This is a genomic window from Methylibium sp., assembly GCF_035762065.1.
Lineage (GTDB): Bacteria > Pseudomonadota > Gammaproteobacteria > Burkholderiales > Burkholderiaceae_C > Methylibium.
Window position 1 is genome coordinate 1 of record NZ_DASTPW010000034.1, and the last position, 13,451, is coordinate 13,451.

A 13,451-nucleotide genomic window follows, 5' to 3' on the forward strand; every position below is an offset into this window, starting at 1 on the left:
TCGCCGGTCTCCAGTCGTGCTGGCTCTCTCGCTTGTTGGAACCGCATGTCTACTTTTGGCGGGTGTCGCATGGTTGGCGTCGTGATGCCCAACCTTTCGCTCCAGCGGACGGCTTCGCCGCCCGCTGAGCTTGTACGTTAGATGCCAATGCTCCCAAAGTCACGGTTTGCGCAGTTGGCGGTCTGCCTTTGGGTACTGCTGTGCGTGGCCGTTCTCGCGTTCGGGTTTGTTCAGCGCGGCGTTCATGACATGCCAGTCGCGTTCGCCTGGTTCATGATCATCTTGTCAGCGCCCGTAGGTCTGCTTATCGTCGCACTGATCGGCGTCGCTACGTCCGAAGCATCTCAAGCACTTGGGCTTGCATACCATCCATTCGTCAACCTGCTGCCACTTTGGGTAGCAGCGGTGATCGGTGGTTACGTGCAGTGGTTTGTGGCGGTGCCCTGGGTCGCGCGAAAAGTTTTTCGCCGCGGCCGCGCATCTAACCCGCTGTTGCAGCGGACCGCCTCCGGCGGCCGCTGAACGCCAACGTTAGTCGCGCGTAATTCATTCATTCCACGCAAACCGCTGTGTCGCATTCAGCCGCCGCGTCTCGCCAGAAGTTTTGCGCCATCGCCGCGCCGGGCTGTCCGTCCGTTGGCGGCCAGCGGTCGGGCCGTTCTTCGGGCCCGAGTTATTTGCGTTGGTCGGGCTTGTTGCTGCACTTCGGTTCCTCGCCACATTCGCACGCCGCGTCGCGCAGCATTTCCAGCTCGGTGGGCTCGTCCGCCCCGAATAGAAATATTTTTTCCGTGGCGTCGCGCGCGTCTAACCCGGCGCTCCAGCCGATGCCTGACGGCGCGGCTGACCTTCAACGTTAGGCGTCATGGAACACCAAGCATCCGTTCGGTATGAGCTATGGCAAGAGCCCGTGAGTAACAGCCTTAGCTTCTTCGATGAAACCAACACAACCGCGCGCGGGCTCTTGCAGCCTGGCGCCAAACTCATCTGGTCATGTACGGCCTCTTCGTGGGAGCAGGCGCAGGCCAAGAAGCAAGAATACCTGAGCTGGAACCCGTATGAGCCAATGCGGTAGCTGTCGAAGTAGCGGCCCTGAACATCGTGAAAGATGTTGATTCGCTCTCCATCGAATCTTGGCGCAAGCCGCTTGTCATACTCATTCAAAGTTTCCGGTGTTTGCGCATCAATCCCAGATCTGAGCCATGCACACAATGACGCCTAACCCTTCCATCGAGCTGACATGCCCCGGCAAGCCGGGTCATGCAGCTCATGTCAAACGTTAGGCGTCGGACAAGAATCCACGCAGCGCATACTTGGAGCCATGGCAATTCAACATGCAAGCTCCGGTCAGGTCATCGATGTGCGGCCTTTTGGCTCTCGCCTGCTGAGCGAGAAGACAACCGCGCTCTTCAAGTCTGAGCAGCTTGAAGTCATTCGCCTTGTGCTTCAGGCCGGCAAGTCGTTTCCCGAACATAGCGTTGCAGGGGAGATCACTGTGCAGTGCCTAGAAGGCCAGCTTGACTTCACTGCAGAGGGAAAGAGTCACCTCCTAAATGCCGGAGAAATGCTGTTTCTCGCTCGGGGTGTACCGCACGAAGTCACCGCCATCCAAGACTCCTCTGCGCTCATGACCATCGTTCTTTCAGTTCAGTCCCGTTGAGAGATCGGCGTGTGCTCGAAGAAGCCGACGCCTAACCCTTCCATCGAGAGGACGCCACAAGGGCTACGCCCCTGCGCCGCCTCTCATGTCAAACGTTAGATATCTCAACTATCCGTTGTGGAGGTGCGAGTGGAGGTCAAAGATGTTCTTACGTTGGCAGGGCTTGCGATAAGTCTGGGCGGCTTGGTCATATCGCTGGTGAAGCTTGCCCAGGAGCAGCGTAAGGCGAATGAGTTAAAGCAAGTCGAAAATGATGCGAAAGCTAGGTCTGAGAGGCGCACAGAGTACAAGCTGCGGATATACCAGCTGCTCATCGATGATCGCTTGACATTCGACGAGCTAGTTTCTCGATTCCGTGAACACACGCCGACAACTGAGATTGACCAGCTAGAACTGCGAAAGTGCATCTATGAGATGCTCGTCGAAGGCACGCTAGTCACGTTTGAGGACAAGACATACACGGCCGACACGATGAACGAGTACGACAATGAAGATGAGGATGACGATGGGTAGCCAGCTTCGAAGTTGAGTCGGGCAGGTTTAGCTTGGGCGAACTCCAGCCATTCCATCGAAGGGATGCCCAACCAGCTACGCCGGTTGGGCATCCCTCATGTTAAACACCAGGCCTCATGATGCGCCCAGCCACTTTCCATCCGCTTGCTGTTATGAGCGCGAGCTCGGTTGTCGGCGCCGTTTCTATCCCGTTTTTCAGCTTTGGTATAACCTTCACGCCGCAGAATTTAGCGGCACATGTCCTGCTCGCCAGCCCGTTTCTTGTTCTTTTGTTCGGCCACCTCTATCTGTGCACGTCCTGGCGCAGGAACATGGCCCTTGTCCTGGCTAACCTTCTTCTATGGTGCATTTGGCTGTTTGCGGCAGCAGTCATGTGGTACTTCCAGGCCGGCTGGTATGGGGTAGCAGTTTTTACTCCTGTCATGGCAGGAATTGCGGGTTTGTTGCTGCTTGCATCGCTGCGAATCAGGGAACCAGCGTGATGCTTTGTATCTGTCAAAAGACAGCATTGAAGCAGTCGCCGCGGAGCTTTCGCGGGCGATGCGCCAAACCCGATACGCCAATGAGCATGCCGCTTGCGCATGAGCTCTGAGTGAACGCGTCCGCCCGTTCTGCCCAGCCGTTTAGCCTGAACAGTTGTCGATCATCAACATGCATCTGCAAGGTGGGCGGCGATGAAGGGTGGCGGACCGGGCCTGCGGCCTCGCCACCACGCCCACGACGACACTACCTTCGTTATCGGACCCGACGGACACAACGTCGAAGTGGTCTGTCACGCGGCGGAGGCCTGAGGTGTTCGAGCTGCTCGGCGCGCTGTTGGCCTGCTACGTTGCTCACGCGATCTGGCGGGGCCGCGTCGCAGCGAAGGCCGGCGCAGGCAGCCGCGCGGTGCTGAGGGCGGAAACGCCGGGCTACTTCTGGACCGTGATCGCGATCTACGCCGGCCTGAGCCTGGCGCTGCTGTTCGTGTTCTGAGCAGGCCCGCGCCGGTGCGGGCCTAGCCGGCGCGGCCGATGATCGACGCGGTGGCGATCAGCTCTTCCAGCAGCGCCATCGAGGCCGCGCCCGAGACGCTGAACGGCTCCAGCAGCGGCCGCTCGCCGTACTTCAGCAGCACCGAGGGGTTGACCTTGGCCAGGTTCACCTGCCCCATCGTCCAGCCGGCGAAGCGGCGCTCGCTGATCTCCTGGAAGTCGAGGATCTGCACGTCCCTGTGGCGTTCGTCCGCGAGGATGCGGCCGTACAGCGCGTTGACCGCGAAGCGGCCGCCTTCGAGCACCTGCATGAAGACATCGCCGCCGTGGCACAGCAGCCCGGTGATGCCCATCGTGGGGTTGTTCGTGCGGCTCTTGCTCATGATCGAGTCGATCAGGTCGACCGACATCGGTCCGGCGGCACGGCTGGCGTAGAGCAGGCGCACGAGCATGGCTCAGGCTTTCCGGTGGTTGACGAGCGCAAGGAATTCGCGGCGCAGGTTGGCGTCCTTCAGGAAGCTGCCGCGCATCACGCTGTTGATCATCTTGGAGTCGAGGTCGCGCACGCCGCGCCACTGCATGCAGAAGTGATCGGCCTCCATCACGATCGCGAGGCCGTCGGGGTTGATCTTGTCGTGCAGCAGGTCAGCCACCTGCGTGACGGCCTCCTCCTGGATCTGCGGCCGGCTCATGATCCATTCGGTGAGCCGCGCGTACTTGGAAAGGCCGATCAGATCGGAGTGCTCGTTGGGCATCACGCCGATCCACACGCGGCCCATGATCGGGCAGAAGTGGTGGCTGCACGCGCTGCGCACGGTGATCGGGCCGACGATCATCAGCTCGTTCAGGTGCTCGACGTTCGGGAATTCCGTGACCGCCGGCTGCCGCACGTAGCGGCCCTTGAACACCTCGTTGAGGTACATCTTCGCGACGCGGCGCGCGGTGTCGCGGGTGTTGTGGTCGTTCTGGGTATCGATCACCAGGCTGTCGAGCACGCCGCGCATCTTGGCCTCGACTTCGTCGAGCAGCTTCTCCAGCTCGCCGGGCTCGATGAACTCGGCGATGTTGTCGTTGGCATGGAAGCGCTCGCGCCGCGCGAGGATGCGCTCGCGGATCTTGACGGACATCGGCACCCCTTCGTCACCGTCGGCAGCGGGCGCCGCGGTGTCGATCGAGCGCAGGGATTCGGGGGCGTTCATGGGCGGCGAGCTTACCGCCCGGCGTCGTTGCCGCCATCCGCAGGGACACCGAGCAACGTCTCCAGCGAGGCCAGCGTGTCGGCCTCGTGCAAAGGTTTGTCGGAGCGCACGCGCAGCATGCGCGGGAAGCGCACCGCGATGCCGCTCTTGTGCCGCGGGCTGCGCTGGATGCCTTCGAAGCCGAGCTCGAACACCAGCGTCGGCCGCACGCTGCGCACCGGGCCGAACTTCTCGACGGTGTGGGCGCGGATGGTGCGGTCGATCGCGTGGAACTCGGCGTCGGTCAGGCCCGAATAGGCCTTCGCGAAGGGCACCAGCTGCAGGCCGCCCGGCTGGGCCGGCTGGCGCGCGGCGATCGCGTCAGCCACCGCCTGCGCCTCGGCCGCGTCGCGCGGCGTGCGGTTCCATACCGCGAAGCTGTAGTCGGTGTAGAGGCTCGCGCGGCGGCCATGGCCGCGCTGCGCGTAGACGAGCACGCAGTCGACGCTCATCGGATCGATCTTCCACTTGAGCCAGGTGTCGCCCTTGCGGCCTTCCAGGCCGAGGCCTTCCTGTTTGCGGCGGCCGGCGCCGTAGGCGGCGTTGCGGTGCTTGAGCATCAGGCCTTCGACCGCGCGCGCTCGTGACGCGGCGCGCTGCAGGGCCAGCTCGCGCCAGCTGTCGCCGGTGACACGCGGCGAGACGATCCACGGCCGCCCTTCGAGCAGCGCCTCCAGCCGCGCGCGGCGTTCGTGCTGCGGGCGCTCGCGCAGATCGACGCCGGCCTCCTCGAGCAAGTCGTAGGCGACGAAGCGCACCGGCAGCTCGGCCAGCAGCTTCTTGCTCAGCAGCTTGCGGCCGATGCGCTGTTGCAGCTTCGCGAACGGCTCGGGGCTCGGGCGGCCGTCGAGCCATACGAGCAGCTCGCCGTCGAGCACCGTGCCGTCGGGCAGCTCGGCGGCGCGCTCGGCCACCTCCGGATAACGCTCGGTCACCAGCTCTTCGCCGCGCGACCACAGCCAGCTCTGCCCGGCGCGCCGCACCAGCTGCGCGCGGATGCCGTCGTACTTCCATTCGACGAGCCACTGCGAAGGCGGACCGAGCCGCGGCTCGAACTCGTCGACGCCGCCTTCGACCTGGTGCGCGAGGAAGAACGGGTACGGCTCGCCGGCCGCACGCGCCGCGCCGGCTTCCGCGGGCGCGATCAGCGCGGCGAAGCGCCGTTCGTCGGGGGCGCGCTTCGCATCGGTGTAGCCCATCATCCTTTGCGCGACGAGCTTCGCGTCGAGCCCTGCCACCTCGGCCAGCGCACGCTGCACCAGCAGCTTGCTGACGCCGACGCGAAAGCCGCCGCCGATCAGCTTCACCAGCAGGAAGCGCTCGTTGGCGTCGAGCTCGCTCCACCACGCGGTGAGCCGCGCCGCCTGCTCGGCCGGGCTTGCCTCACGCAGCGGCAGCAGGCGCTGCTCGATCCAGTCGGCCAGGCCCAGGCTGCTGCGCGCGGTGGGCGGCGGCAGCACCAGCGCGACGGTCTCGGCGAGATCGCCGACGGCCTGGTAGCACTCGTCGAACAGCCAGTCGGCGATGCCGGCCTGTTCGCAGGCGAGCTGGCGCAGCAAGGCGCTGGGCGCCGTCTGCCGCGGCTTGCCGCCGGCGAGGAAGTAGGCGGCCCAGGCGGCGTCGCGCGGCGCGGCGCGCTCGAAATAGCCGCGCAGCGCAGCGACCTTCGCGAGCGTGGAGGTGCTGGCGTCGAGTTCGGCGTATAGCCGGGCAAATGAGATCAATCGGTCAGTCTCGGCAACAGCTCATCGATCGGACGGGAGGCCCACCTGGGCATTCCGCTTGCCACCGTTGCCCGCCCCTCCATTGTTTCGGTTCGTCTTGCCGCCCGACGGGAAGCCTTGCCGTACTTTCGTCGCCAGGACCACCCATGTTGACCGCCGCGCTGCCGACCTTCAACCGATTTGCCGGCCGCCTCGGCTGGCGCAAGACCTACAACGAACTCAGCGAGCGCAGCTGGACGCTCGCGCCGAGCTGCGTGCGCCACGAGCCGCCCTGCCTCTACGACCCGGCCGACCTTGCGCGCGTGGTCGGCTACGTGCCCTACTCCTCGCCCGAGCTGGAGCGCGAGCGCATGGAAGGCGGCCGCCTCGAACACGGTGCCTGCCGCGCCCACCTGCTGCGCGACGTGGCGCTGATGAACGGCCATCTGTTCCGCCCCGGCATGACCTTCATGCTCTCCGACGGCCCGGTGCCCTGGGCCGCGAGCGAGCCCGAGGAGGAGCGCGAGAGCGCGGTGCTCGCCTCGACGCACTTCGGCTTCCGCTACTTCGGCCACTGGGTCGGCGACGACCTGCCGATGCGCATGGTCGCCCGCGACGTCGGCGAGCCGGTCACCTGGAAGCAGCCGCTCACCGAGCATCAGGTCGGCTACGGCAGCCGGCTGGGGCTGGAGGTCGAGGCGCTCGGCCCGGTGCGTTTTCGCGAGCTGATCGTCGTCGACGATCGCGGCCAGAACATGGACAAGCGCCGGCGCTGGCAGGAAATGCGCGCGCGCCTGCACGGCTGGCGCCGGCCCGAGGCGCACGCCGGCGTGATGCTGGTGCGCGGGCTGACCGGCGAGCGCCGGCAGCTGCTGAACGAGGAAGCGGTCGCCGACGCGCTGGTGGCACGCGGCTTCCGCATCGCCCGCCCGGGCCAGCAAACGACGGCGGAGCTGATAGAAGCCTGCGCCGGCGCGCGCGTGGTCGTCAGCGTCGAAGGCAGCCAGAACGCGCACGGCCTGCTCAACATGGCCGACGGCGGCACGATGATCGCGTTGCAGCCGCCCAACCGCTTCGGCAACGTCTACAAGGACCGCTGCGACTGCCTCGGCCTGCGCTACGGCTTCGCGGTCGGCCATGCGGCCGAAGGCGGCGGCTTCACGATCGACATCGACGCGCTGCAGCGGCTGCTCGACCGCGCCGCCACCTTGGCGCATTGATGTCGACCACCCCCGTTGCGGCTTCGCCGCTCCCCCTCCAGGGGGCCCCGCTGGCGGACTGGCGAGGCCGGATCCGCGGCGGCTGCCAGGTTGGCGTTGTTCTTCGCATCGGATCGCGCGAGTTGCGGCGCGGCTAGCCTGTGGTCGGCTCATCCTTGTCCAGCACCTCGTCGCCGTACTCCGTCTTGAAGGCGCCGGCCTCGTAGCCCAGCTCGGCGAGCCGGCGGACCATCACCGCCTCGTAGCCGTGCGTGACGATCACGCGCGTGCAGCCGGTCGCCTCGATCGCGCGGTGCAGGCCGGGCCAGTCGGCGTGGTCGCTGAGCACGAAGCCGCGATCGACGCCACGGCGCCGGCGCGCGCCGCGCAGCTGCATCCAGCCGCTGGCGAAGGCGTCGCTGCTGCCGTCGCCCACGCTCGCGAAGCGCCGCGTCCACACGCTGCCGGCGACGCTCGGCGGCGCGACGATCAGGGCGCGCGCGAACGCGGCCTTGTCCTGCACCTCGCTGACCAGCCGGGTCGCGGGCAGGGCGACGCCGGCCTCGCGGTAGGCGCGGTTCAGCGGCTCGACCGCGCCGTGCACCAGGATCGGCCCGATCGACGCATCGACGCCGGCCAGCATCCGCTGCGCCTTGCCGAAGCTGTAGCCCATCAGCAGGCTCGGCCGGCCGGCGGCGGCGTTGGCGGCCCACCAGGCGTCGATCGCCGCGAAGATCTCGCGCTGCGGTCGCCAGCGGTAGATCGGCAGGCCGAAGGTCGATTCGGTGATGAAGCAGTCGCAGCGCACCGGCTCGAAGGGCGCGCAGGTCGGGTTGGCGTCGTGCGGGTCGTCGCCGGCGACGAAGTAGTCGCCCGAGGCGACCCAGACGCGCCCACGGTGCTCGACGCGCAGCTGCGCCGAGCCCAGCACGTGGCCGGCCGGGTGCAGGCTCAGGCGCACGCCGCGGTGCTCGATCGCCTCGCCGTAAGGCAGCGCCTGCAGGTCGATCGCCCCGAGCCGCGCGCGCAGCACGCCGGCGCCGGGCTCGGCCGCGAGGTAGTGGCCGTGGCCGATGCGTGCGTGGTCGGCATGCGCATGCGTGATCACCGCGCGATCGACCGGCCGCCACGGGTCGATGTGGAAGTCGCCCGGCGGGCAGTACAGGCCCTCGGGGCGTTCGACGATGAGGTCGGCGTGCATGAGTAGGCGTGGATGGCTCGGGCCGCGCAAGGCCGCCGCAACGCGAGGAGCGAAGCGCCAATTTGACACGCCTGCAGCGGCGCGCGCCCTCCGGCGCGCGCATGGCGGTCGAGATAATTCGTCGTTGGAGGGACGATGAATCGAACGACGCTTGGGCTGATCCTTGTCAGCGTGGCCATGTCTTCAGGCGCCCAGGTGCTGCTGAAAACGGGGATGGGCCATCGCAAGGCCACCGCCTCCGAATCGGTCAACGCCCTGATGCACGGTGTGTTGAACGCGGCCTTCAGCCCGTGGGTGCTCGGCGGCTTGGCGCTCTACTTCGCGAGCACCGTCGTCTGGCTCGCGGTGTTGAGCCGCACGCCGGTCTCGACGGCCTACCCCTTCGTCGGCCTCGGTTTCGTCATGACGATGCTGCTCGGCTGGGCGCTGCTGCACGAAAGCCTGTCGCCCGCCAAGCTCGTCGGCACGCTGCTGGTGGTGGCCGGCGTCGCGCTGATCGCGCAAGGAGGCTGAGATGTCGGCACTGCCCCAGCCCTCGGTCGCGTTGCCGCTGTGCGTCGATTGCGACGGCACGCTGATCAAGACCGACCTGCTGCACGAGTCGGTCCTGCTGCTGCTCAAGACGCAACCGTGGCTGCTCGCGCTGCTGCCCGTATGGCTGCTGCGCGGCAAGGCGCACCTGAAGGAGCAGATCGCCGCGCGCGTGACCCTCGATGCCGCCACGCTTCCCTACGACGAGCGGGTGCTCGAGCGCATCCGCGCCGCGCGCGCCGCCGGTCGCGAGACGGTGCTCGCGACCGCCTCGACGCTGTCGCAGGCGCAGTCCGTGCAGGCCCAGCTGGGCCTGTTCGACCGCATCGAGGCGACGCAAAACGGCGTCAACCTCTCCGGCGAACGCAAGGCCGAGCGCCTCACGGCGCTGTACGGCGTGCGCGGCTTCGAGTACGCCGGCAACGACACCGCGGACCTCCCGGTGTGGCGCCAGTCGGCCGGCGCGATCGTCGTCGGCGCTTCGCGCTCGATCGTGAAGGCGGCCGCGCGCCAGGCGCCGGTGCTCGAGACGCTGACGCGCGCGCGGCCGACGCTCGCGCTCTACGTGAAGGCGATCCGCGCGCACCAGTGGCTGAAGAACCTGCTCGTGTTCGTGCCGCTGCTGGCCGCGCACCGGGTGGGCGACCAGGCGGCGCTGCTCGCTTCGGCGCTGGCCTTCCTGGCGTTCGGGCTGTGCGCTTCGGCGGTCTATGTGGTCAACGACCTGTTCGACCTGGCTTCCGATCGCCAGCACGTGCGCAAGCGGCGGCGGCCGTTCGCGAGCGGCGCGCTGCCGGTCGCGCACGGCATCGCGCTCGCGCCGCTGCTGCTGCTGGCGGCGGGTCTCGTATGCAGCCTGCTGCCGGCGGCCTTCTCGCTGACGCTCGCGCTGTACTTCCTGCTGACCAGCGCCTACACCTTCTCGCTGAAGAACCGCGTGGTGGTGGATGTCGTCGTGCTCGCGCTGCTGTACACGAGCCGGCTGATCGCGGGCTCGGCCGCCACCGGCATCCTGCCGTCGTTCTGGCTGCTGGCGTTCTCGGTGTTCCTGTTCTTCAGCCTCGCGATCGTCAAGCGCTACGCGGAGCTGCTGGTCGCGCTGAAGGCCGAGAACGACTCCCTGCCGGGTCGCGGCTACCGGGTCACCGACATGCCGGTGCTTCTGAGCCTGGGCGTCGGCTGCGGCAACCTCGCCATCCTGGTGCTCGCGCTGTACATCCACAGCCCCGACATCGTCGGGCAGTACCCGAACCGGAACGTGCTGTGGCTGGGCGTGCCGCTGGCGCTCTACTGGATGTCGCGGGTGTGGATGAAGACGCACCGGGGCGAGATGCACGACGACCCGGTGGTGTTCGCCGCGCGGGACTGGCAGAGCTGGCTGGTGATCGCCGTGGTGGCCGCGCTCGCGGCGGTGGCCGGCCGCACGTGGTGAACGCGCCGGGGCCCGCCGTCTCGGGCGGGCCCGACCGGAGATCGCCGCACCTGCCGCTCTTTGAAGCCGCGGTGCTCGCGCTCGCGCTGTTCGCCGCCTGGCGCTTCGCCAGCCGCTGGGCGATCGAGGGCGACGACCTCAACGTGCTGTTCGGCATGCAGCACCTGGACGTCCTGTCCACAGCCTCGGTCTACCGCTACGGCTGGCAGCCGCTGGCCTACGACCTGTTCTTCGCGGCGATGCGCGCCGGCCTCACCGCGCAGGGCGCGCTCGCCTTCGGCGCCCTGCTGGGCGGCGCGGGCTTCGCGCTGATCGTCATCGCGGCGGTCGATCTCTACCGGCGCGCCGCACCCGGGCGGCCCTGGGGGCGTGCCGGCCAGGCCGCGCTGATCGTCGCGGTCGCCTGCCAGGAGCTCTGGATCACCGCGCTGTACTTCAACACGACGGCGCTCGGGCTGCCGTTCTTCGTGGTGGCGCTCTGGGCAGCGTTGCGCAGCGGGCTTGCGGCGCCGGGCTCGGCCGCGTCAGCGGCCGCCCGCGGCGCCCTGGTCGGCGCCAGCCTCGCGGTGGCCAGCCTGATGCGGCTCGACTACGCGACCGCCGGCGCGCTGCTGCTGTTGCTGCTCGGTCAAGGCCCGCAGCGCGGCGCAGCGATCGCCGCGTTCGCCGCCATGCTGGCGCTCGCCTTCGGCGGCTTCGCGCTGCTGCGGCCCGAATGGCCGCAGCTGATCTTCGACGTCGTCACGCGCTACGGCGGCGAAACCTTCCCCGGCTGGACCGCCTACAAAAGCTTCCTGGTGCTCGTCGCCACCGCCGGCACCGGGCTGCTGGCCGTGCTGCTGGTGCTGCCGGGTCACGGCTGGCGGCGCCTGCGCGCGCTCGCCACACCGCGCTGGCTGCTGCTGTGGCTGTCGATGCTGCCGATGCTGGTGCCGGCGCTGAACCTCTACTCCGGCAAGTACCTGATCCCGGTGCTGGTGAGCCTGCTGCTGCTGGGATTTCGCGGCTGGGGCCGACAGCTGCCGGGTGGGCGCGCCGCCCCTTCGCCGGGCGCGCCCTCGGCCTTGCGACTGGGCCTGGGGTGGACGCTGGTGGTGCTGCTGTGCGTGGGCGGCCTGTCCCATCCGCGCGACGTGAAGCGCACGCCGGTCGCCGCCTGGTTCACCGCCCCCTTCGAGATCGACACCCACGACGGCATCCGCTACGTCGGCTTCTTCGCGCGCACCGCGCGCGAGTTCGCCGACTCGCAGACGGCCCACGAGAACATGCGACTGATGCGCGACCTCGGGCGCGCGGTGCGCGAGCGGCTCCACGCCGACGCGGCCAACCCCTGCCCGCGCGAGCTTGTGCTGGCCATGCCGCCACGAGTCTGGTTCTGGGCGCCGATCCTCGTCGAGCTCGGCCAGCCGGGCTGGCGGCTGGCCGACTGGCGGCACGAGCACAGCGCCAGCTTCGTGTTCGGGACGGCCGGCGCGCCGCGCCGGCTCACCCTGCATGGCCCGCAAGCGCCGGTCGCCGGCGCCGCGTCGACGCTGATCGACCTGTCGGACATCTACGCCCGCGGCGAAGAGAGCGCGACCGACTATGGCCGGCGCAAGCAGGCCGAACTGGCCCGCGCGCCGGTGTGCGCCGTCGTCGCCGCTCAGTAGCGGCCGGTGGCACCCGCCGCGCGCAGGTAGAGCCGCGCGATCGAGGCGACGAAGCCGCGCCGCAGCCAGCGGCGCCATCCGGCCAGCGGCAGCGGCGCGGTGATCTCGCGGGCGGCCGCGAAGTCGCGTTCGAGTTCGGCGGCGAGCTGGGCGACGAAGCCCGGATCGTCGACGACGACATTGGCCTCCAGGTTCAGCAGCAGCGACAGCGGATCGATGTTCGAGCTGCCCACCGTCGCCCAGCGGTCGTCGACCCGCGCCACCTTCGCGTGCAGGAAGGCGGGCATGTACTCGAAGACGCGCACGCCGCGCGCCAGCAGCTCGTCGTACAGCGCTTGCGCGGCGAGCTGCGCGACGCGGTAGTCCGGCTTGCCCTGCAGCAGCAGGCGCACCTGCACGCCGCGCCTGGCCGCGGCACGCAGTGCGCGCAGGAAGGCGCGGCCCGGGTAGAAGTAGGCCGAGACGATGTCGATGCGCTCGCGCGCCTGGCGGATCGCGGCGACGTAGCTGTGCTCGATCGCGCGGCGCTGACGCAGGTTGTCGCGCACCAGGAAGGCGAGCCGCGCCGGCGCCAGCGCGTCGCCGCTCGCACCGTTGGCCGGCGCGGAGCCGATGCCGATGCGCTGCAGCAGGCCGCGCGCGCGCTGCACCGGCCGGCCGCTCTTGGCCACCGCACGCACGCGGTCGCGCCAGTCGCGCCCCCAGGCGGCGCGCGTCCACACCGCCCGCAGCGTGTGCAGCACCGGCGCGACGACCGGGCCGCGCAGCTCGACCGCGTAGTCCAGCCGCGGCGCATCGCCCCAGCCGTGGTGCAGGTCGTGCCGGTCGTCGATCAGGTTGATGCCGCCGACGAAGCCGTGCTCGCCGTCGATCGCGCACAGCTTCTGGTGCAGCCGGCGCAAGTGGCTCGGCTGCAGCCACGACCACCAGCCGTGCATCGGCCGGAACACCGCGAAGCCGACGCCGGCCGGCTCGAAGCGCGCGCGCAAAGCGGCCTGCGAGTGCAGGCAGCCGAAGCCGTCGACGACGACGCGCACGCGCACGCCGCGCGCCGCGGCGGCGAGCAACGCGCGCGACACCGCCTCGCCGCTGGCGTCCTCGTCGTAGATGTAGGTGGCGAGCCAGACGTCGCGTCGCGCCGCGGCGATGGCCGCGCACATCGCCGGGAACAGCGTGTCGCCGCCGCGCAGCAGCCGGATGGCATTGCCGCCCGACCAGGTCGCCTCGCGTTCGCCGTACCAGGCGAATGGCGACCGTGCAACGGCTCGCGCTCGGTTGCCGTCCACGTCGGCACGCGGCGGGTCGCTCACATCAAGGGCCCGCCAGGACCTACCGGCGCCGCGTAGAGCGG

14 protein-coding genes are annotated in these 13,451 nt (G+C 68.6%); 9 read left to right on the forward strand and 5 right to left on the reverse strand.

What is annotated here, in order from left to right; genetic code table 11:
• The first annotated feature begins 147 nt into the window (after window positions 1-147).
• The 5 genes from VFR90_RS08930 (at window position 148) to VFR90_RS08955 (ending at window position 3,148) form a co-directional block, all read left to right on the forward strand.
• A complete protein-coding gene (locus VFR90_RS08930; protein ID WP_524538612.1) occupies window positions 148-522 on the forward strand; it encodes a hypothetical protein in 375 nt (124 codons plus the stop codon).
• A 799-nt stretch (window positions 523-1,321) separates the two neighbouring features.
• The gene (locus tag VFR90_RS08935; protein WP_326405766.1) at window positions 1,322-1,660 is read left to right on the forward strand and encodes a cupin domain-containing protein; all 339 of its coding nucleotides are present in this window, start codon (window positions 1,322-1,324) and stop codon (window positions 1,658-1,660) included.
• A gap of 129 nt (window positions 1,661-1,789) precedes the next feature.
• Window positions 1,790-2,173, forward strand: a complete 384-nt coding sequence (locus tag VFR90_RS08940) for a hypothetical protein (protein WP_326405767.1) — start codon at window positions 1,790-1,792, stop codon at window positions 2,171-2,173.
• 152 nt (window positions 2,174-2,325) lie between these two features.
• The gene (locus tag VFR90_RS08945) at window positions 2,326-2,655 is read left to right on the forward strand and encodes a hypothetical protein (protein ID WP_326405768.1); all 330 of its coding nucleotides are present in this window, start codon (window positions 2,326-2,328) and stop codon (window positions 2,653-2,655) included.
• Between the two features lie 310 nt (window positions 2,656-2,965).
• Entirely contained in the window at window positions 2,966-3,148 is a 183-nt protein-coding gene (locus VFR90_RS08955) for a hypothetical protein (RefSeq protein ID WP_326405769.1), read from the forward strand.
• A gap of 22 nt (window positions 3,149-3,170) precedes the next feature.
• On the opposite strand, the gene VFR90_RS08960 is transcribed toward VFR90_RS08955, so the two are convergent.
• From VFR90_RS08960 to VFR90_RS08970, 3 genes are read right to left on the reverse strand one after another with little or no spacing between them, the layout of a single operon-like run.
• A complete protein-coding gene (locus VFR90_RS08960; protein WP_326405770.1) occupies window positions 3,171-3,599 on the reverse strand; it encodes a BLUF domain-containing protein in 429 nt (142 codons plus the stop codon).
• A gap of 3 nt (window positions 3,600-3,602) precedes the next feature.
• Window positions 3,603-4,346: a GTP cyclohydrolase I gene (gene folE / locus VFR90_RS08965; protein ID WP_326405771.1), complete on the reverse strand. Its 744-nt coding sequence runs from the start codon at window positions 4,344-4,346 to the stop codon at window positions 3,603-3,605.
• A gap of 11 nt (window positions 4,347-4,357) precedes the next feature.
• Window positions 4,358-6,109: an ATP-dependent DNA ligase gene (locus VFR90_RS08970; protein ID WP_326405772.1), complete on the reverse strand. Its 1,752-nt coding sequence runs from the start codon at window positions 6,107-6,109 to the stop codon at window positions 4,358-4,360.
• Between the two features lie 146 nt (window positions 6,110-6,255).
• On the opposite strand from VFR90_RS08970, the gene VFR90_RS08975 reads away from it, so the two are divergent.
• Window positions 6,256-7,308 carry a glycosyltransferase family 61 protein gene (locus VFR90_RS08975; RefSeq protein WP_326405773.1) on the forward strand — a complete coding sequence of 351 codons (1,053 nt, stop codon included), beginning with the start codon at window positions 6,256-6,258 and terminating at the stop codon, window positions 7,306-7,308.
• A gap of 133 nt (window positions 7,309-7,441) precedes the next feature.
• Here the strand turns inward: VFR90_RS08975 and VFR90_RS08980 are convergent, their stop codons facing one another.
• Window positions 7,442-8,488 carry a ligase-associated DNA damage response exonuclease gene (locus VFR90_RS08980; RefSeq protein ID WP_326405774.1) on the reverse strand — a complete coding sequence of 349 codons (1,047 nt, stop codon included), beginning with the start codon at window positions 8,486-8,488 and terminating at the stop codon, window positions 7,442-7,444.
• Window positions 8,489-8,623: 135 nt separating this feature from the next.
• On the opposite strand from VFR90_RS08980, the gene VFR90_RS08985 reads away from it, so the two are divergent.
• The 3 genes from VFR90_RS08985 (at window position 8,624) to VFR90_RS08995 (ending at window position 12,100) form a co-directional block, all read left to right on the forward strand.
• A complete protein-coding gene (locus tag VFR90_RS08985) occupies window positions 8,624-9,001 on the forward strand; it encodes a DMT family transporter (RefSeq protein WP_326405775.1) in 378 nt (125 codons plus the stop codon).
• 1 nt (window position 9,002) lies between these two features.
• Complete coding sequence (locus VFR90_RS08990; RefSeq protein WP_326405776.1) at window positions 9,003-10,451, forward strand: UbiA family prenyltransferase; 1,449 nt, start codon at window positions 9,003-9,005, stop codon at window positions 10,449-10,451.
• Between the two features lie 71 nt (window positions 10,452-10,522).
• Window positions 10,523-12,100, forward strand: coding sequence for a hypothetical protein (locus VFR90_RS08995; protein WP_326405777.1), 1,578 nt, complete (start codon window positions 10,523-10,525; stop codon window positions 12,098-12,100).
• On the opposite strand, the gene clsB is transcribed toward VFR90_RS08995, so the two are convergent.
• A complete protein-coding gene (gene clsB, locus VFR90_RS09000) occupies window positions 12,094-13,410 on the reverse strand; it encodes a cardiolipin synthase ClsB (protein ID WP_326405778.1) in 1,317 nt (438 codons plus the stop codon). The two genes, VFR90_RS08995 and clsB, sit on opposite strands and share 7 nt — an antisense overlap.
• Between the last annotated feature and the right edge of the window lie 41 nt (window positions 13,411-13,451).